Annotated in this window: 21 protein-coding genes and 1 pseudogene; 9 read left to right on the top strand and 13 right to left on the bottom strand. The window is 64.0% G+C overall.

The window, feature by feature from the left end; translation table 11 throughout:
- Positions 1 to 29: 29 nt before the first annotated feature.
- The 6 genes from ABQE44_RS23400 to ABQE44_RS23375 form a co-directional block, all read right to left on the bottom strand.
- Positions 30 to 464 carry a type II toxin-antitoxin system VapC family toxin gene (locus tag ABQE44_RS23400; RefSeq protein ID WP_448432157.1) on the bottom strand — a complete coding sequence of 145 codons (435 nt, stop codon included), beginning with the start codon at positions 462 to 464 and terminating at the stop codon, positions 30 to 32.
- Positions 461 to 700 carry an AbrB/MazE/SpoVT family DNA-binding domain-containing protein gene (locus tag ABQE44_RS23395; RefSeq protein WP_448432155.1) on the bottom strand — a complete coding sequence of 80 codons (240 nt, stop codon included), beginning with the start codon at positions 698 to 700 and terminating at the stop codon, positions 461 to 463. The genes ABQE44_RS23400 and ABQE44_RS23395 overlap by 4 nt, the downstream gene beginning before the upstream one ends.
- Positions 701 to 809: 109 nt before the next feature.
- On the bottom strand, positions 810 to 1358 hold the full coding sequence (locus ABQE44_RS23390; RefSeq protein ID WP_448432153.1) for a class I SAM-dependent methyltransferase: 549 nt from the start codon (positions 1356 to 1358) through the stop codon (positions 810 to 812).
- Positions 1359 to 1361: 3 nt separating this feature from the next.
- Complete coding sequence (locus ABQE44_RS23385; RefSeq protein ID WP_448432151.1) at positions 1362 to 3014, bottom strand: NERD domain-containing protein; 1653 nt, start codon at positions 3012 to 3014, stop codon at positions 1362 to 1364.
- Positions 3015 to 3093: 79 nt separating this feature from the next.
- Positions 3094 to 4242, bottom strand: coding sequence for a hypothetical protein (locus tag ABQE44_RS23380; RefSeq protein WP_448432149.1), 1149 nt, complete (start codon positions 4240 to 4242; stop codon positions 3094 to 3096).
- Positions 4243 to 4297: 55 nt separating this feature from the next.
- Positions 4298 to 4531: a hypothetical protein gene (locus ABQE44_RS23375; protein WP_448432254.1), complete on the bottom strand. Its 234-nt coding sequence runs from the start codon at positions 4529 to 4531 to the stop codon at positions 4298 to 4300.
- A gap of 87 nt (positions 4532 to 4618) precedes the next feature.
- Between ABQE44_RS23375 and ABQE44_RS23370 the strand changes: the two genes are divergently transcribed.
- Positions 4619 to 5911, top strand: a complete 1293-nt coding sequence (locus ABQE44_RS23370; protein ID WP_448432147.1) for an alpha/beta hydrolase fold domain-containing protein — start codon at positions 4619 to 4621, stop codon at positions 5909 to 5911.
- 232 nt (positions 5912 to 6143) lie between these two features.
- On the opposite strand, the gene ABQE44_RS23365 is transcribed toward ABQE44_RS23370, so the two are convergent.
- The 6 genes from ABQE44_RS23365 to ABQE44_RS23340 all read right to left on the bottom strand — a co-directional run bounded on the left by ABQE44_RS23365 (position 6144) and on the right by ABQE44_RS23340 (position 9469).
- Positions 6144 to 6551, bottom strand: coding sequence for a type II toxin-antitoxin system VapC family toxin (locus ABQE44_RS23365; protein WP_448432252.1), 408 nt, complete (start codon positions 6549 to 6551; stop codon positions 6144 to 6146).
- Positions 6551 to 6808: a type II toxin-antitoxin system Phd/YefM family antitoxin gene (locus ABQE44_RS23360; RefSeq protein WP_448432145.1), complete on the bottom strand. Its 258-nt coding sequence runs from the start codon at positions 6806 to 6808 to the stop codon at positions 6551 to 6553. The genes ABQE44_RS23365 and ABQE44_RS23360 overlap by 1 nt, the downstream gene beginning before the upstream one ends.
- 104 nt (positions 6809 to 6912) lie before the next feature.
- The gene (locus ABQE44_RS23355) at positions 6913 to 7296 is read right to left on the bottom strand and encodes a type II toxin-antitoxin system death-on-curing family toxin (RefSeq protein ID WP_448432143.1); all 384 of its coding nucleotides are present in this window, start codon (positions 7294 to 7296) and stop codon (positions 6913 to 6915) included.
- Entirely contained in the window at positions 7293 to 7490 is a 198-nt protein-coding gene (locus ABQE44_RS23350) for an antitoxin Phd (RefSeq protein ID WP_448432141.1), read from the bottom strand. Before ABQE44_RS23350 ends, ABQE44_RS23355 begins: the two co-directional genes overlap by 4 nt.
- A gap of 68 nt (positions 7491 to 7558) precedes the next feature.
- Positions 7559 to 8701, bottom strand: coding sequence for a serine hydrolase domain-containing protein (locus ABQE44_RS23345; protein ID WP_448432139.1), 1143 nt, complete (start codon positions 8699 to 8701; stop codon positions 7559 to 7561).
- 66 nt (positions 8702 to 8767) lie between these two features.
- On the bottom strand, positions 8768 to 9469 hold the full coding sequence (locus ABQE44_RS23340; RefSeq protein WP_448432137.1) for a mycothiol-dependent nitroreductase Rv2466c family protein: 702 nt from the start codon (positions 9467 to 9469) through the stop codon (positions 8768 to 8770).
- A gap of 146 nt (positions 9470 to 9615) precedes the next feature.
- On the opposite strand from ABQE44_RS23340, the gene ABQE44_RS23335 reads away from it, so the two are divergent.
- The 7 genes from ABQE44_RS23335 to ABQE44_RS23305 all read left to right on the top strand — a co-directional run bounded on the left by ABQE44_RS23335 (position 9616) and on the right by ABQE44_RS23305 (position 15715).
- Complete coding sequence (locus tag ABQE44_RS23335) at positions 9616 to 9930, top strand: ESX-1 secretion-associated protein (RefSeq protein WP_448432135.1); 315 nt, start codon at positions 9616 to 9618, stop codon at positions 9928 to 9930.
- A gap of 9 nt (positions 9931 to 9939) precedes the next feature.
- Positions 9940 to 11652: a glycohydrolase toxin TNT-related protein gene (locus tag ABQE44_RS23330; protein WP_448432133.1), complete on the top strand. Its 1713-nt coding sequence runs from the start codon at positions 9940 to 9942 to the stop codon at positions 11650 to 11652.
- A 634-nt stretch (positions 11653 to 12286) separates the two neighbouring features.
- On the top strand, positions 12287 to 13021 hold the full coding sequence (locus ABQE44_RS23325) for a hypothetical protein (protein ID WP_448432131.1): 735 nt from the start codon (positions 12287 to 12289) through the stop codon (positions 13019 to 13021).
- A gap of 169 nt (positions 13022 to 13190) precedes the next feature.
- Positions 13191 to 13484: a hypothetical protein gene (locus ABQE44_RS23320; protein ID WP_448432130.1), complete on the top strand. Its 294-nt coding sequence runs from the start codon at positions 13191 to 13193 to the stop codon at positions 13482 to 13484.
- 52 nt (positions 13485 to 13536) lie between these two features.
- Positions 13537 to 13980, top strand: coding sequence for an Imm61 family immunity protein (locus ABQE44_RS23315; RefSeq protein ID WP_448432128.1), 444 nt, complete (start codon positions 13537 to 13539; stop codon positions 13978 to 13980).
- 340 nt (positions 13981 to 14320) lie between these two features.
- The gene (locus tag ABQE44_RS23310) at positions 14321 to 14803 is read left to right on the top strand and encodes an Imm61 family immunity protein (RefSeq protein ID WP_448432126.1); all 483 of its coding nucleotides are present in this window, start codon (positions 14321 to 14323) and stop codon (positions 14801 to 14803) included.
- A gap of 582 nt (positions 14804 to 15385) precedes the next feature.
- Complete coding sequence (locus tag ABQE44_RS23305) at positions 15386 to 15715, top strand: SseB family protein (protein ID WP_448432124.1); 330 nt, start codon at positions 15386 to 15388, stop codon at positions 15713 to 15715.
- Between the two features lie 378 nt (positions 15716 to 16093).
- Here ABQE44_RS23305 and ABQE44_RS23300 read toward each other — a convergent pair whose 3' ends face one another.
- Positions 16094 to 16573 carry a hypothetical protein gene (locus ABQE44_RS23300; protein WP_448432122.1) on the bottom strand — a complete coding sequence of 160 codons (480 nt, stop codon included), beginning with the start codon at positions 16571 to 16573 and terminating at the stop codon, positions 16094 to 16096.
- Positions 16574 to 16876: 303 nt separating this feature from the next.
- Between ABQE44_RS23300 and ABQE44_RS23295 the strand changes: the two are divergent.
- Positions 16877 to 17171, top strand: a pseudogene (locus ABQE44_RS23295) (hypothetical protein); the annotation flags it as partial.

Here is a 17171-nt window from a genome sequence, read left to right as displayed (position 1 = left end):
GGAGTGACCCAGGCGCGACTGAGACGCCGTCACGGCGCAATATCGACTGCCAACACTTCGGTCCTCACCCCGAGTGCCTCGTAGGTCGACCTGGCACGCGCGTCTCGGGTGACCAGGACTACGCCGTGTTCACGAGCCGCCAACGCAACGAGTCCGTCATATGTTGCGCCGCCGGAGATCCCGCGTCGGGCCAACTCGCGATGGGCGGCTCGTGCGGCCCGTGCACCGAGCTGTAGGGGTTCGTGGAAATTCTCGTCGAGCAATGCCACGGCATCACTAGGATCCACGCGCGCATCGCCAGGAAGGCGTGTGAGCACAGAGTATGTTTCGACCAGCGCATGACCGCTAAGGCCAAGAGTTCGCCCCTTGGCCCACTTCGCAACCATGGCGTGTTGTGGGTGGGAGGTCATGAGGAGCGGCACTGCAACGCTTGTGTCGACCGCTGTGACACCCGCCGGCGTCAACGGCGTCCTGAATCGATGAGCGCGAACATCATTTCGTCGGTGACCACGGTGTCGGCTGTGGCGACCAGGCGCCCGTCCTCATCCCGCCGAAGTCGTGCCGTTCGCCCGCCGGGAATGATCTGTATCCCACCGCCGTAGGCAGAGATATCGACCTTCGTACCGGGCGCCAGGCCCAATGCATCACGAAGTTGCTTGGGCAAAACAACACGCCCGCCGGAATCGATGACAGCCTCCATGGGATTAGAGTACCAGTCAGATCCCATCGCCCCGCGGCAGGAAGTGAAGGGCCTTAGCTGAAGCTCCTATCCACGCTCGGAAAGGCGACGACGCGCAGGGCGAAACCGGCTAAGGTTTCCTGGCCAGCAGCCACGCTTCGCCGTCCCCTTCACCCGAAGCGATGACGTCCAGCTGAGCGAACGCGGTCGTCAACTCCCCTGGCGTCACCCGAAACGGTCCCGGGTCGGCACCGACGACACTCAGCGCCGAGATCGCCAGCAGCCCACGGGGCGCCAGTCGCTCGATGATCGGTTGGTCGAGCCGGCGGTCCCGGAACCGATGGCACACAACGACATCGGCGGGCGGGCCCGCAGGCAGGCCGGAGTCGAGGTCGACGACGTCAAAGCGGCAGCGATCGCCGACGCCGCTGCGCGCCGCCAGATCGCGCGCGTGGTCGATGGCCGTCGGCGAGACGTCGACGCCCCAGACCTCCATGCCGCGACGGGCGAGCCATACGCTGGCCAGCCCCGGCCCGCACGCCAGGTCCAGCACTCGTCCCTCGGTCGGGAAGATGTCCTGGTAGGCGGTGAAGACGGCAGGAATGCGCACGTCGGCCACCGACGGTGCCGCGCGGGCTTGGTAGCGCTCCTCCCAGCGCTCGCGGTCCTGCTCGCTCATCGGCTACGGCAGGTTCAGTCGCCGCGCCAGGTCGGGTCCACCCACCTCGCGAATGAAGTCGGCGTCTCCGCAGACCACCAATTGATCACGGGCCCTGGATAATCCGACATAGAGCCGCTCCCGGGAGCGGTCGAACGCGGCTTCTTCGTTGACCACCAGCACCACCGCCCGTCGCTCAAGGCCTTTGAAACCGAGCACATGCCCGTAGAACACCTGCTCTGCATCCCAGAAGCTGTCCCAGTAGGCCCGGTGCCCGGCCCGCTGGCGCTCGACTTGTTCGGGATGACGACTGCCGGTGGTCAACAACGCCACGTCTTCGGGTCGCCAACCGTCCTCGAGCAGCCGCTCGACCTCATCGTCGCCGACACCCATCGCCTCCTCACGCGCACAGGGGATGAACCGCACCGCGGGCCCCTCCCCACCGAGGTAACGCATCGGGTGATCGACAAGCGGCTGAAACGCATTCGCGATCTGGCGGGTGTTGCGCAGGTTGTGGTCGAGCAGCAGCGGCACCAACGGTACCGGCGGCGCCCCGAACCGGTTGAACACCCGTTGGCCCTCGTCGGTGAACACATAGATGCCGCCGGTCTCATCGTCGGTGAGCGCGGCGAGCAGCGGATCCCACCACGCGTCGGCGAAGTCCTGTGCCTCGTCGACGACAATCGAATCGAACCGATGCCCGGGCTCCAATTGTGTTGCCAGCTCGGTCATCTGCAGCGGAAGATCGTGTTCCCAAAACTGCACCGTTTCGTCGGTACGAAGCGCCTCGTCGGGCCCTTCCGGGGCGCCCCACAGCTTGCCGAGGTCGTGGAACTCCCCGACGTAGGCGGGTTGTTGGCGTCGCGGCCAGGTGGCGCAGATGCGCTCCAGGTACGACGCCAGCCCGTGCGAGTAGCAGACCAGCGCGACGCGCTGCCCCTTAGCCGAGAGCCGGCGCGCCTGTTCCATCGCCAGAAACGTCTTACCGCTGCCCGCTCCCCCGCGGATCTCGACGCGGTTGAGCAGCTGGATGGCGTCGAGAATGACGGCCTGATGTTCGGTGAGCGCATCGGCGGAGTCCTCGTTGGCCAACGCGCGGGCGACGATGCTGCGCTGCGGTAATCCCCTGCCGCTCAACGCTGTTGAGAGTTGCTCGATACCGGTCGCGGTCAGCAGCGGGCGGTCAAGCTCCTGGCGGATGAGCACGGACTTGAGCTTGTCGACCAGCGTCGGCAGGTCGTTGCGGTCGATGACCTTCCAGCGCGGGCACTCCGGTCGCGCGAAGTCGGCAGCGATCTCGGCGTTGGGGAAGACGACGACGTGATCCCAACGCAGCCGGCCCTGGGTCCAGCGGTCGTCCTTCTCGATGAACTCGCGCAGCGCGTAGCAGGCTTCGCGGGCCTGACGCACCGGGTGGATTTTGTGCTCGTGGCCGCGGCGGCGCTGCCACCAGGACTCGCCGTCGTGCCAGACATCGTTGCCCTTGACCTCCAGACAGACGATGCCCGCACCCTCGATGGCGACGACGAAGTCGACCTCGTGGTCCTTGAGGTGGTCAGTGACGCGCTGGCCGGCGATCACCGCGTCGTTGGGCTCGAGCTGCTCGAGCAGGCACTGGTAGACCCGGCGCTCGGCGGCGTTGGCCAAGCGCGGCGTCTCATCAGGCGTGATCGTCATAACGTTCCCCCACAGTTGCTAGGGTAGGGCCGTCGGCCGACAATTTCGCGGGTTGACCAATCGGTCCGTCCGGTTGAACCTAACCCGCGTCGGCGCCGAAGCCTTCGCGCCATCGCGCCGCTTGTTCCAGCACCTCCCGTTTGTATGACTGTGCCATCCGGTCGACGACGGCGACCGCCGCTTCGGTGAGCTCTGCGCGAATCCCGCTCTGCGCGTGCGCGAACGGAATATAGGCCCGCAGAATTTCGGGCACATTGAGGACGGTGGCGATGGACATATAGTCGTCTCCGTATGACGATGCGTCCAACGCACTCTCGACGCGCGTTGCGCTCCAGCGCAGCGGGTCGCCGGTGCCGGTATCCAGGAGCTCGAGCACCAGTTCCCGGTAGTCGCGGACATTGAACGGCGCACCCGACGGCGACGCCAAGAACGCGTCGACGACCTCCTCGCCCTGCTCGAAATCGACTGCGGGCGGCAGATATTTGGTGCCGTTCTCGGGCAGGTACCGGATCAGCCAGGTCACCAATGCTCGCCACTCCCGCCAGCTGCCGTTCCGGTACCGAATCAGCGGATGCTCGAGCCCTTGGGTGATCCACGCCCGGGCATCGCCGAGGGGCATATCCACGATGCTCATATCGGGGTGCCTGGCGGCGCGGAGCACGTTGGCGATCGAAGTCTGCAGGACGAGCACGTCGGTGACTTCCGACCCGTCGTTGTGATCGATGTACACCAGACAGGTCAGCTCATGCCCGCCGGTGAGCCGCGCGCCGATCAGCAGCTGGTCGGCGTCACCGAGCACGTGGGGCATCCGCACCGCCCGGTAAGCGTCGACCTCCCCGAGCCGGTACGCCCAGGCCGGAACCATGTCGTCTCGCGCGGCAACATGTTGACGGCACCGCTCCCGCAGATCCTCGTCGTCGACGAGCAGTTCGGCGAGCACCGCGAGCAGTGTCGTCGTCTCGCGACACGGCTCGTCGATGAGGTGGGTGACGACTTCATCGAGACAAAGTGGCTCGCGGGGGCGGGATTTCAGCTTCGCGAGGGGGTCGGGCGTCGCCATGTCGATCAGCGCGCTGGCCAAGGCGAGCAGCTTCAGCGGACGGCCCGTGGACAGCAAGTCGCGGATCAGGGCTACCAGTGGCGCCTTGTTCGCGGTGTCACGTTTGCCTCGACGTCGTGCGGCACGTCGCGCCTGTTTGGCCCGGCGTCGTCTGCGTCCGTCGTTCATGGCGCGGACGGTACGCGCGGACACTGACAAGCTCCGCCGAACGTGAGGCGACCGGTCAGCGGTTACGGCCGACGATCAAATCCTTGATCTCGACGAGATGCTCATCCACCGAGCGAAATCGGGCTCGGGCTTCTTGACGGAATTCGGCCAGTCCGGTCTCGACGCTGGTCAGACGAATCGTGTGTTCCCGTTGGTTCAAGCCCAGCGCATTGACTGCCGCCAGCACGGCGCGGTAATCACCCTGCGCCGCCTCCAGCGCCGAAATCCGCGCTTCATGGTCCTCGAGCATCCACACGACGATCAGCGTAGGCGACGATGGCCGCTGGTGTTGTCAGTCGATGAGGTGGCTGTGGATAGCGCCTCGTATGGTGGCCGAATGCGCAAGGATCGAGTTCTCCACACCGCCCGGCAGGTCGGGGCGTTGGCTGTCACGGCTGTGACGGCCGCTGCGACGCTCAACGGCTACCGGCCGCTGGCACGGCGCGGACGCCCGTCGATCGTTTCGTTCGGGCTCGGCCTGGTGGTCAGCGAGTTTCCGCTACAGACGCTGGCCAGCCAGCTCGGCGGACTGGCGTTGACGGCTCGGCGCATGACCCGGCCCGTGCGCATCATCGCGGCGGTGGTGGCCGCCATTTCGGCGGCGGGTCTGCTGAACTTCAACCGCGCGGGTCATCGGGCGGGGATTCCGCTGCGCGAAGCGTTGGACAGCGGCCTGGGTGCTGATCGCCGCACCGACTCGACAGGCCTGTGGCGCCAGCCTGCCGGCGCCGGCACCGCCAAGAGCCCCGGTGCGCTGAGGATGCTGCGGATCTACCGCGACTACACTCACGACGGCAACATCAGCTACGGCGAATACAGCAGCGCCAACCAGCTCGACATCTGGCGGCGTCCCGATCTCGAACCGACCGGGAAGGCGCCGGTGCTCTTCCAGATTCCCGGTGGCGCCTGGATCACCGGAAACAAACGCGGACAGGCACATCCGTTGATGAGCCACCTCGCCGAGCTCGGTTGGATCTGCGTGGCGATCAATTACCGGCACAGCCCGCGCAACACGTGGCCCGACCACATCGTCGACGTCAAGCGCGCGCTGGCATGGGTCAAGACCCACATCGCCGAGTACGGCGGCGACCCGGACTTCATCGCGATCACCGGCGGCTCGGCGGGCGGGCATCTGTCCTCGCTGGCGGCGTTGACGCCCAACGACGCGCGGTTCCAGCCGGGCTTCGAGGACGTCGACACTCGGGTGCAGGCCGCCGTCCCGTTCTACGGGGTCTACGACTTCACCCGATTCGAGGACGCGATGCATCCGTCAATGCCCGAGCTGCTCGAGCAGATGGTCATCAAACAACCGCAGTCGACGAACTTCGAAACGTATGCCGACGCGTCGCCGGTGAACCACGTGAGCGCCGACGCGCCGCCGTTCTTCGTGTTGCACGGCACCAACGACTCGCTGGTGCCCGTCGAGCAGGCACGGGCGTTCGTGGCGAGGCTGCGCGACGTCAGTACCCAGCCGGTCGTGTACGCCGAATTACCGTTCGCCCAGCACGCTTTCGACATGCTGGGCTCGGCGCGCGCCGCGCATGCGGCGGTGGCCGTCGAGCAGTTCCTGGCCGAGATCTACGCGGACCGGCAGCAGGCGACGGAATCACAACGTCTCACCGGGTACTGACGGCCGACTCCGACCTCCGCTCCGATTACTGGTTTGCGCTTGCTGAGCCAACACCATCTTGACGCTATGACCGAGACTGCACTGAGGGCTGCTGCACTACCGCACGACCCTGACTGCAATGTCGTGCATAGGACCGCAGAGGCGCCATGCGCCCGCCAACGCGCGCAGCCGGTTCACTGCCGGTTCATAGCATCGCCGACCCAACGACTCGGCCCGTCGCTCAGAAGTGGTGTCAGACATGCACTATCGCCAGACCCGCAACACCCTCCAGGGCATCGAAGTCCCCATCCTGCGTGACTACCGGCAAGTGCTTGGCGGCTGCGATGGCAGCGATCCACAGATCATTGACGCGGACCCGTCGCCCCGCCTCGGCCAGGTGGACGCGTAGCAGCGCCCAAAGTTGCGCCGCCTCTTCGTCGACCGGTAACGCGGCCATATCTGCAACCGCATCCAAGGTACGAAGGCGACGCGCCCGGACCTCGGAGGTCCGCGCCGCGAGCACACCTGCATTCAGTTCTGCGAGGGTCACCACCGTCGTGGCTAGCTCCTCCGGAATCAGCGACGTCTCCAGTTGGCGCCCGTTCTCGTTGGCGATGAAGACCGAAGTGTCGAGGATGCCGGCCGCAGGCTGATCGACTATCACAGCTCATCGAGGTCGTCGGTGGTTTCACCAGCGAGCTCCGCGAGGTCATCACGCAAGCCGGGGTCCGCCTGGCTGGTCTGGAGCCGCTTGACCAATTCTGTCTTCGACACCCACCGCCGACGTTTCGGCGCCACAGCGGCGATCACCGCGACGGCTCGTCCATTTACGGTGATCGTCACCTCTTCGCCTGCTTGAACCCGACGAAGCACGCCGGCCGTGTCGTTTCTCAGTTCGCGGGACGGCACCACAGACATGCTACGAGCGTAGCATTTGTGTAGCACACCAGCCGGTCGCTTTCCAGTCGCAACGACCGCCTCGACGTGAACCTGGGTGCGCCGACGCTGCTGCACTGGTGCAGTCATCCGGACGCAAATGCCTGCATCTTCTCCGAGAGCTCTGCCAACTCCAGATCTCCTTGTGTTGCAACGGCATTCATGAAGTCCTCGGCGTCGTCGACGTCGAAGCCGGGGTCCAACTCGACGTCATTGAGGTACAAGAACGTCCATGCAGCGGCCCATGCGGTGCGCTTGTTGCCATCGACCAACGCAGGGTTGCGCGCCAGCGACTGCAAAAGCGCCGCTGCCTTGGTGAACAGGTCGGGATATGCGTCGACCCCGAAGGCGGTGGCCTGGGGCCGCGCCACTGCCGCATCGAGCAGGCCATAGTCGGCCACCCTCAGCTCGACGCCCACGGCTGCAGCACCGGCGACGAGAACGTCGTCGCGATCCAGGTATTCGGTCACGCCAGGCGACGATTGAGCGCTGCGCTGCGCTCTGCGACGATGCGCGCGCCTTCACGCACGCGGCGCTTGTGATCGCTCGCGGCATCGAGGGCGGCGCGGTGCACGAACGCGCGCAGCGACAGGTCCCCATCCGCGGCTGCGGTGCGCAATTGCTCCATCTCCTCGTCACTGAAGCTGACGTTCAATGCAGGCATACTTCGAACGGTACCAGATTCAGTACCGAGACCGGTACCATGCAGTTGCCCGTCGATGCCGGAACTGCTTAAGCGCCGAGCCCCGCGTACACCGCCGCCTCGAACCCGAGGATCGTCTCGACCATCTTGTCGTCGAAGAACGGCAGCAGCTGCGTGGCGATCACCGCGGCGATGCCGGCCTTGCGGTCGATCCAGAAGAAGCTGTTGAACAGCCCCGACCAGTCCGCGGAGCCGGCGCTGCGCATACCGGGCAGGTCGGTCAAGTAAAGATGAAACCCGAGGCCCCAGCCCTGCGGGACGTCGAGCGACTCGACCGGCTTGGCCAGCTCGGGGATGGTCGGCTCGAGCTTTTTGGGCAGCGGCGCCCCGTCGAGGTGGTCGCGCAATGCCAGCTCGACCGTCTCCGGTTTGAGGATGCGGCTGCCGTCGAGCTCGCCGCCGTTGAGCCAGACGCGCAGGAAGCGCCCGTAGTCGCTGATCGTCCCATAGGACCCGTGACCGGCCGCATCCCATTCCGGCTCGGGCGGCAGGTCGAGCTCGGTCGCCACGAGGCTGCCGTCGGGTGCTCGAAAGCGGATCGGTAGCAGTCGGGCGCGCTGCTCGTCGCTGGGGGCAAACGTCGAATCCGCCATGCTGAGCGGGCCGTAGACGTGCTCAACAAGATAGTCGGCCAGCGTCTGGCCGCTGACGGCCTCGACGACCAGGCCCAGCCAGTCGGTGCTCATGCCGTACTCCCAGACCGTGCCGGGGTCGTGGACCAGCGGTGCGCTGAGGCTGCGCTTGACGCCCTCGAGCGGGTTGGGAAAGCCGTGCTCGGTGCAGTAGCTGAAGAGTTTCTCGTTGAGGAAGTGATAGCCGCAGCCGGCGGTGTGCGTCATCAGCTGCCGGACGGTCGCCTGCGTCTTGGGCGCGCGCAAAACCGGCTCACCACCCTCGAAGCCGTCGAGCACCTGCAGCTCACCGAACTCGGGCACGATCGAGGCGACGGGCGCGTCGAGCTGCACGCGGCCCTGTTCGACGAGTTGCAGCGCGGCGGTGGTGGCGACGGCCTTGGTCATCGACGCGTTGCGAAACATGCTGTCGGCCTTGGCATCTCCTGCTGCGCCCTGGTAGAGGACGCCGTCGCGGCCGACCACGGTGGCGGCGACGCCGTGCAACGTGCCGTCGGCGGTCACGCCGTTGAGCAGGTCGTCGATGCGCTCGAACCCCATTCGAAGCTCCTTTGCTTTGGGATACGCGGGCCATCATTGCACGATGCCCCGGGGACCGAGTCGGTGTCAGCTCGGTGGCGGGTCGAGGGGGACGACCTCGCCCCGGTTGATCGAGACCCAGTCGCGGGCCTGCAGGTACGGGCGGAAGGACTCGACGATCGCCTGCTGGTCGGCCGGTGTCTTGGGGCGCTGCAGTTCGTAGAGGTGCGGGAATTCCGTCCAGGCGACGACGGCGTCCCACAGCCGCACCGCGGCATCGCCGACGGGTGGGTCGATGAGCACCGGTCCGAACAGGCACTGGCCGTCGGGGAAGAACAGGGTCGGCACGCCGTAGCCGTCGGCGTCGACGACGCGTTGGTGATCGGCCATCACCTCGTCGTTGGTGGTCGGGTCGGCGATGGCTTGGTCGACGAGCCCGGGGTCGAAGCCAAGTTCTGTCAAAAGGATTCTGGCGACGTCTTTTTCGTGCGGTTTGAGACCTTCGGTGTGCAGGGCGCGGGCGGCGCGTTCGTACCAGGCGTCGACGTCGGCCATGGACTGCCGGCGCAGCAGCGCGCCGATGCGCATCATCGACCAGCCGTAGGACCACTCGCGTTCCCACGGGTGCTTCTTGCCGTCCTGGCGGTTGATCTCCTCGAGGCTGAAGAAGCGCCAGTTCACCTGCAGACCCGTCTGATCGCGCACCTCGCGGATCCACCGCGACGTCTGGTAGGCGAACGGGCACATGATGTCGAAGTGAAAGTCAACGGAGACAGGGCGATTGGTCACAGCGAGTACCTCAGGCTGGGCGGCAGGTGGTCGCCATCCTGCCAGGCGATCGCGCCGGAGTCGATGACCATGTAGCGGTCAAATTGGCGTACCGGGGGGTATCGGAGCGGTGTTAATGTGCGATTAGCGCGCGGAAGGGGGATGCCGTGTCACATCCGGATGAGCCGCTGAAGGTCGATCCGACGGAGTTGCGCATGGCCGCAGATCAGCTCGCCGGTCACGCCAGCGGTTTTCAGGCAGCGCATCGATCGGCGCAGGAGCGGGCGGGCAGGGCGGCTCTCGGGTCGGGATCGGCGGCCGCGGCGTTGCCCGCGATGGTGGCGGCTTGGGACGCTGACGGTGCGCGGTTCGGCGAGCATTTCGCCAGGTATGTACAGGCGCACCGAGAGGCCGCGGACGGCTACGTGCGCACTGACGCCGCCAGCGCCGACGAAATCGACGACGCGGGTTCTGCGCCGTGAGCTGAGCACGTGACGTTGAATCTGGAGGAGCTCAAGCAATGGCCTCCTGAGATCGCCGATTTGGCTCGAGCAGCGCGCGATGCGGCGGCGAACCACACCGGTTCCGCGGACTTCTATCGCTCGTTGATCAGGGTGTCTACCTGGGAGGGACGCGGCGCGCAGGCGGCGACGTCGGCGATGGAGGCGTCGGCGGGCGAGCACGAGTCGGTGGCCGACAGTCTCGGCGCCGCGGCGAACCGGATGGAACTGGTCCACCAGGACGCTGAGGATCTCGCCGACACGATCAAGCGCATCCTCGATGATGCCGCCGCTTCGCCGGCGGTGGTCGTGGACGAGTCCACCAATCAGGTGATCCCGCCGGACACCAGCCACATGACCGAGGAGTACGCCGCGCAGGTCGCGGCCAAGGTCGCCGATCTGCAGGAGCGCATCGCTGCGGCGCTCGCCGACGGTGAACGGATGGACGCGGACCTGGCGGGCGCGATCACCGCGGCTAGTGGCACTGCCGAACCGGCGGTGAAGTCGGCGGCGTCGCTGCAGGATCTGTTGCTGCCCGACGACGGTGATAAGCGTGATAAGCCCGGTGAGCGGTCGGCCACGCCGGACAGTCTCGACAGCGCGTTGGGTCAGCTCACCGGAGAACCCGAGCAGCGGTCTTTTTCGTCTACGCCAGATGGTGTGGGCGCCACCGGGCCGGTGCGGATGGATCCGGCCAAGGTCGAGCAGTTCAAAGACCTTGCGCGGCAGACGATGCTGCGTAGCGGTGTGCCGCCAGACCAGGTCGAGCAGCGGCTGGATGCGGTTGTCGCCGCCGCGCAAAAGCCGCTTCCCACAACGAAACCGGCTGAGCGCGACGCGGTGCCGAAGCCCGGTTTCGCCGAGGGGTTCGCCGACGGCTGGTTCAACACCGAAGATGGCATCAAGGACCTGATTGGGGCCAACGGGTGGGAGGACCTCAAAGGCGCGTGGAGCGATATGGCCAAGGGTGCCTGGGAGCACGTGACCAACCCCGTCGACACCTTGACGGAGGAAGTCGAGCACGCGACGAAGTACCCTGGGCACTTCCTGGGCGAAGTCGCCGGCGAGGCCGCCATCACGGCGCCGGGTGCCATGTTCGGCGGTGAAGCCGCTCTCGCAGCCCGCGCGGCCGTGCCCGACAATGTCGTCGACATGCCAAGTGGTACAGGCACAGTCGATCATCCGACGCCACTCGCTGATGCTCCAAGCCACCACGGCACTCACGCGTCGATACCCGATGGACCACCGCCGCCGCTCCCGCTAGAGTCGCCGTTGTTCGACGGCTACGATCCAGTACCTCCGGGCCCTGAATTCACCAGGCCGGACGGCAGTCTCATCTACCCCGACGACAGCCTGCCGAGCAAGCCGTATGCGATTCCTGGCACCGTAGTCCCCGATGCCCAGCTATCCGCAGGTACCGAGCTCGGGCGCTTCGGATACCCGGGTGGGACGTACCTGGCCCCAGAAGGAACGCCCTTCGCCGAACTGTCGTTGCCACCCGACAGTGCCGCGAAGCCCTATTACCGGTACGTCGTTGACGACCCCACCGCGCTTCCGCCGGGATGGCGCATCGAACAATCACAGGCGGCGCCCTGGTTCCACCAACCCGGCGGTGGAACGCAATACCGAATCATCGCCCCCGACGGGGTAACGCCCTCAGTCCAAACGCTGGTTAACTGGGGATTTTTGAGGCAGGCTAAATGAGATGGCGGACTTCACTAGGTTGTCAAGAAATTGGGCTGAATGGACGGCCCGGGCCCGCATGACGCGTGTCTCGGTGTCTGAAGACTGCGATGACTGCCAGATCTTCTTCAAATCCGATGACCAAGCCTTCCACCTACGGCAGGACGGCGCCTGGTGGTCAGTTGATGCCGTGGATGACCGCGGCAGACGCTATGCCGACACCGCAAGGTTCTCCACCTTTGACTTGGCCGAGGCGTATCTCATTTGGACTTGGGCCTCGGTGACTAGGAGCGCAGTTGGCGCTAGACCACTCGGACGCGACCTTCATGCGCTGGGGATGGCACCGGATGTTGAGACTGTGCCGACAGAACGCGACTATTTTGTCGAACTGCGAGCACCTAATGGATCCGCCGTTCTGCCCATGTCTAGCGCGGCGATGTTTAGTCACCTTATGTCAAAATCTGTATACGAGATCGAGCAATTGGTCCACCAGGGACTGACTGACTACTGAGGCCCCGGGGCGGCACGCCGGTCGCAGCGGACCCGCGCGACGTGCCCGCACGATAGATCTCTCAAGTGGCAGTGCCCCGGACCAAGTTCACGCCGATGCCCCGGGCTATGTCGACGGAATCATCGGCAATAACGTGTGTCCCAAATGAAGGTTCTCCCCATCGCGATCATCTGCACGCTGCTCTTCGGACCCGTGGGCATTATCGGGGCGGTTTGGGCAGTCATCAACATTGGGCGAAGCGAATACCTGACGGCCGTTGTATCGCTTGGGTTCGCGATGTTCTGCCTGGGTCTTATCGCCCCGTTCGCCAAGACCGTTCCGGGGAAGCTGATCCCAAGCGGTGAATTCGACGACGAGGGGACGACGATTCGGCCGGATCGAGGCGTTGACATACCTCTCCAGATTTCGCTACTGGGACTGACGGTAGCTAGTGGATTGTTCGCGATATTCGGACCCACTGGGCTACTGGACATTCCGGTGCCAGAGCAGATGCGCTTGTACATTCCGTTCGTCAGCGCGGCCACCGCAATCATGGGTGCGCCAATCATGTGGAGAACATTGCGCCGCGGCAGCTTGCAGTACCTGCGTCTGACCCCCAATGGATTCACGTTCGTGCAAGGGTGGCGCCCGCAGCGCGGTGACTGGGCGCAGGTGGTAGACGTCCCTGACGCCTCGGCGAACGAGTCGGCTCCAACACCGAGCGCGATCGTCGTAGTGATGTCCGATGAGAACGTGCTGACATTGCCGGGAGCGTCGTTCACTCCAGAGGGGCGAGCTATTCGGGAGCTGGTCCGGTTCTATTGGCAGAATCCGGGCCACCGCGACGAGCTGACCGACGGCCAGGCGCTGAAGCGCTTGGCTGACGGTCGATTCGGGTAAGGCAACTCGATGCGATCCGCCGCCCGGCTTCACTGAACGTTTCGCCGAAGGCTGGTTCACACCGAAGAAGGCATCGAGGATCTGATGGGAGCCTACAAGAATCACTGTGATCAACCCCGACACTGGTGCTGAGACCGTAGTATTCCACCAATTAGGATGACCGCCGAAAATGGACGCAGACACGATCAACGAAGCAATCACAATAGGTATCAGCGGATCGCCGATACCGATAGTCGACCGACAAAAGCTCATCGATCGCTACGGAGATGACAAGGGCGGCGTCGTCGCCGACCGAGTCACGGACCTAGTGCGGGAAGCCGTTGCGATGCCGATTGATTGGGGCAATATGAATCTCGCTGAAGGCGTCAGCAACATCCTTTACAGATTCAGTCAGCGGCATCCTGAACTATCACCAGAGGCGTTGGAGGAAATCGGACGATGCGTCGGCTGGCAGCTCCGTTGAATCGGTCACCGCGATAGTGGTCGTCATCTCCCGGTTGTCGAACAACTGGCTCATGTGGTCGAATCTGAGCCAGTGGGCGAACGCATCAGTATCGACCGACTGCGACGGCGCTCAGGTCTGCTTCAAGTCTGACGACGCATCCTTTTATCTCAGACAATCCGCCGATCAGTGGATACTCGATGAAGTAGACGACCGCGGCCAGCGACGCGATGACGCCGCCAGGTTCTCGACGTTCGATCTAGCCGAGAAGTACCTCATCTGGAACTGGGCATCGCTGGCACGTAGCACAATTCGCGCACCGTCTCTCGGCCGTGAACTGTACGCGCAAGGCTTCAGCCCCAAAGTCCAAATGCACCGGCTACGAGAAGGCGTGTATAGGCTGACTTCTCCGGCGGGCGAGGCGATCGTGAAAGGAGTGCCAGCGACAATCTTCAGCCATCTCATGTTGAAATCCGCCGATGAGATTGACCGCATAGTTAAGAGAGGTCTCGCGTAGCCGGTCACGCGGTACCTGACCCTCAGCCGTGAAATCGCCGGCCAAGCCGCCGCCACCGCGCCGAGGCCCTCCCAGCGGCAAAGCACGTGCTCGCAGCCGGCGGCGTCGAAGCAGTGATCCCCGACGACGGCCTGCCGAACAAGCCCATGCGATTCCCAACACGGGTCGTCGATGACCCCACCGTACTCCCACCGGGATCGCGCATCGAACGCTCGCAGGCAGCGCCATGGTTCCGCCAGCCAGGCGGCGAGTTGTCATTCCGAATCACCGCCCCTCCCGGCATGGGCTCCCCGTAGAATTCCTAGCGATGCGGGCTACTTAAGAGAGATTGGTGAATCGGATGCCAGATTTCTCACGCCTTGCCAACGTCTGGACCGAGTGGACGCGCAGGATCGGAATGGCGAACGTGTCGGTAGATCCGGCCAGAGGCGACGCTGAAATTGGGTTCTTCTCTGACGACCAGTCTTTCTTTCTCCGAGAGCAGAACGGCTGGTGGAAAATCGATGTCGTCGATGATCGCGGCAGAAGGTACAGCGACACCGCCACCTTTTCCACGTTCGACCTCGCCGAAAAATACCTCGTCTGGAGGTGGGGTTCTCTGCTGCGCAGTGCACTCCGCGCGAAGTTGTACGGTACCGAGCTTTATGCCTCAGGCCCCAACAACGACGTTTCCGTTGGGCCTTCCGACAAGGAGTGGTTCGTTGAACTGCAGTCTGATGCCGGTCGAGCTCGTCTGGCGGAGCCAGCTGCGACAATCTTCAGTCATTTGATGGCGAAGTCTGTCGAGGAGCTTGAGCAGGCGGCCGTGGAAGGGATCGCTTAGTGGATGCTGCGCATAGCATTTGGACGAGACCGAGGCCATGACGAAATGGTGGATTTATCCCGCCTGTCCGAGAATTGGGTTCAGTGGACCAACCTCGCCCGCATGCGGCATGTTGCAGTATCGACCGAATGCGAAGACTGCCAAGTCCTCTTCACGTCAGATGACCAATCCTTCCACCTGAGGCGGGACACTAACTGGTGGGTGGTAGATAAGGTCGATGACCGTAATCAGCGGCACAATGGGCTGGGGCCAAATTCTCCACGCTCGATCTTGCGGAGAAGTACCTCATCTGGCGATGGTCATCCGTCACGCGTAGCGCGATTGGTGCTAAACATCTCGGGCTCCAACTTCAGTCTCTCGGTATGGCGCCCAACGTGGACACCATACCCACGGAACGAGAAGGAGCCGTTGAGCTGCGCACACTCGATAATTCAGCCATAGTGCCGAGGTCCATCGCCACGATCTTCAGTCATCTCATGTCGATGTCTGTCGATGAGGTCGAGCGAATGGTCAAGGAGGGCGTCGCGTAGCCGGGGCCGGTCCATGTGCCCAGGGCAGACACTCGATACATAAGGAGGTTCCATGGGTCTATTCAAGAAGAAGAAGGAGCAGCACGAGCCAGCTGACAGTGAGGCCAAGGTGTATTACTCCACCCCTTTCGGCGACACGCGAGATGGCAAGCAGAGGCTGTTTTTACTTGAACGCGAGGGCGTTCGGTACTTGCCGGTCTTTCGTAGCGTGGAGTCGATGAAGGAGTTCTACGAGCGAGTCGATCGTGCCACGTACATGATTCTGGAGGGAGACGTACAGAGCGTGATGGACACTAACCGCTCAATTGAGCAGATGAAGGAAGTGGGCATCGTCATTGAGCCCTTGAGCGAACACCCGGTCGAGATCCTGCCTAACTCTTGACCGGACGGAGAAAAGCCGTCAGTCCGAATGCTTCAAAATCGATGTACGAGATTGAGCAACTGGTCCACCGGCTGGCTATGTGACCCGGTGGACGGGCACCACACGAATTCGACTCGCACGACGGTTCTTTCAATGGCCCTGTCGACCAAGTTCGCGCGTATGCCCCGATGTGCATCGAAATCTAATTGAGTCGGTACGCGCACTACGGCCAAGACCAGCGTGGAGCACGTCCGATGGGTTCGCTTTCAAAATATTGGTGAAGACTACGAAGCGGCCCCGCCGGAACTTAGGAGCGGCAAGGTAGTCGGGCCGTCATTTTGCCATTGATCGCGCCCGACGAGGGCCATCACGCACGATCGGGCCCGCGTTTCGAAGCACCTAGGACGTGCCGTGGAGGTTAGGCGTTCGCACACTGCGGCCCAAAGCCTGTTCGTACAGAGCGAGTACTCGCGGCGTCTCCCTGGAATCAATGTCCTCAACTGAGTGGTCCGGCACGCTTTCGTCGTCGTCCATTTCCCAGTCGATATCTAGCACGCACAGTGTCTCCATATCGCGATGGACGCACCTGATGGCCCGCTCCACATCGCACCAGTGTTCGTGCATGCACCGCGCCACCAAGCTTTCACATACGGAACCGACAAGAGGGATGTGCTCGGTCAGTTCGCCGTCGCGATAGCGCGCGAGGGTAACGTCGCTGAATGCGTATCCCGAGTCGGTGTCCACTTCAGTGATGACATGAACGACGCCGACGCCCTCGACGGGAATCTGAGTGTGGACCCGCGACGGCGGCTCGTCGTCTTTGCTCACCCGGGCTAGATCGCGGTCCAGCGTAGGGTAAATACTGGTTGCTGCCTGCATACAACTATCCTAGTGACGACCACTGACAAGAACCGGTCACGTTGCTGTCGGCTTCGGACTGAGGATTGAAGTGCACGACGCGTTCGAGCGCGCCCGCTGGTCCGGTTGGGTCCGCCGCCAAGCGCACGCCGGTACACCGCTTCGCTCGAGCTCGCGGTCACATTTTCTGTCGGTGGCCAGTCGTACCGTCCTCTCAAGCGCGAATCTAAGGGGGAACATGCATGCAGACCATGTGCCTGGGGGCCACGGCGGGCGTTGTCGGCCGGACGACGGTTATGCCGACGTGGTGTAAAGAGTCCGCGGATGTATAACTCCGCGCCGAAACGGATTCATGTCGTCGTCGGATCGCCGTGGAAGGACGCCGTCATCAGTCATCTGGAGCCGCGCTCGCCGTACCGGCCATGGCCAGAGCTGCCGGATTCACGACGAGGCGACGGCGTGGTCGTGATATTCGACTGCGAGCCCAGATTGGCGCTGCTGCAAGTCGGTCGAGTCCGGTCCGACGGCAAAGCGGGCGCAGCGATCGCAGATATGTGGTTGTCTCACCGCGCTATTCCGGCATCGCTGGTGGGATTGCACGGATTCGACGGGCGCTACG

The sequence above is a fragment of the Mycolicibacterium sp. XJ2546 genome (assembly GCF_053483195.1).
Note: the sequence above shows the minus strand (reverse complement) of the source record. Positions and strands in the feature narration are given on the sequence as shown.

Bases quoted from the DNA above. Each gene is read 5' to 3' on its own strand.
- ABQE44_RS23385 (WP_448432151.1), bottom strand. From the start codon at position 3,014: ATGACGATCACGCCTGATGAGACGCCGCGCTTGGCCAACGCCGCCGAG.
- ABQE44_RS23320 (WP_448432130.1), top strand. From the start codon at position 13,191: ATGGACGCAGACACGATCAACGAAGCAATCACAATAGGTATCAGCGGA.
- ABQE44_RS23360 (WP_448432145.1), bottom strand. From the start codon at position 6,808: ATGTCTGTGGTGCCGTCCCGCGAACTGAGAAACGACACGGCCGGCGTG.
- ABQE44_RS23380 (WP_448432149.1), bottom strand. From the start codon at position 4,242: ATGAACGACGGACGCAGACGACGCCGGGCCAAACAGGCGCGACGTGCC.
- ABQE44_RS23315 (WP_448432128.1), top strand. From the start codon at position 13,537: ATGTGGTCGAATCTGAGCCAGTGGGCGAACGCATCAGTATCGACCGAC.
- ABQE44_RS23395 (WP_448432155.1), bottom strand. From the start codon at position 700: ATGGAGGCTGTCATCGATTCCGGCGGGCGTGTTGTTTTGCCCAAGCAA.
- ABQE44_RS23300 (WP_448432122.1), bottom strand. From the start codon at position 16,573: ATGCAGGCAGCAACCAGTATTTACCCTACGCTGGACCGCGATCTAGCC.
- ABQE44_RS23325 (WP_448432131.1), top strand. From the start codon at position 12,287: ATGAAGGTTCTCCCCATCGCGATCATCTGCACGCTGCTCTTCGGACCC.
- ABQE44_RS23305 (WP_448432124.1), top strand. From the start codon at position 15,386: ATGGGTCTATTCAAGAAGAAGAAGGAGCAGCACGAGCCAGCTGACAGT.
- ABQE44_RS23350 (WP_448432141.1), bottom strand. From the start codon at position 7,490: ATGCCTGCATTGAACGTCAGCTTCAGTGACGAGGAGATGGAGCAATTG.
- ABQE44_RS23375 (WP_448432254.1), bottom strand. From the start codon at position 4,531: ATGCTCGAGGACCATGAAGCGCGGATTTCGGCGCTGGAGGCGGCGCAG.
- ABQE44_RS23370 (WP_448432147.1), top strand. From the start codon at position 4,619: ATGCGCAAGGATCGAGTTCTCCACACCGCCCGGCAGGTCGGGGCGTTG.
- ABQE44_RS23390 (WP_448432153.1), bottom strand. From the start codon at position 1,358: ATGAGCGAGCAGGACCGCGAGCGCTGGGAGGAGCGCTACCAAGCCCGC.
- ABQE44_RS23345 (WP_448432139.1), bottom strand. From the start codon at position 8,701: ATGGGGTTCGAGCGCATCGACGACCTGCTCAACGGCGTGACCGCCGAC.
- ABQE44_RS23310 (WP_448432126.1), top strand. From the start codon at position 14,321: ATGCCAGATTTCTCACGCCTTGCCAACGTCTGGACCGAGTGGACGCGC.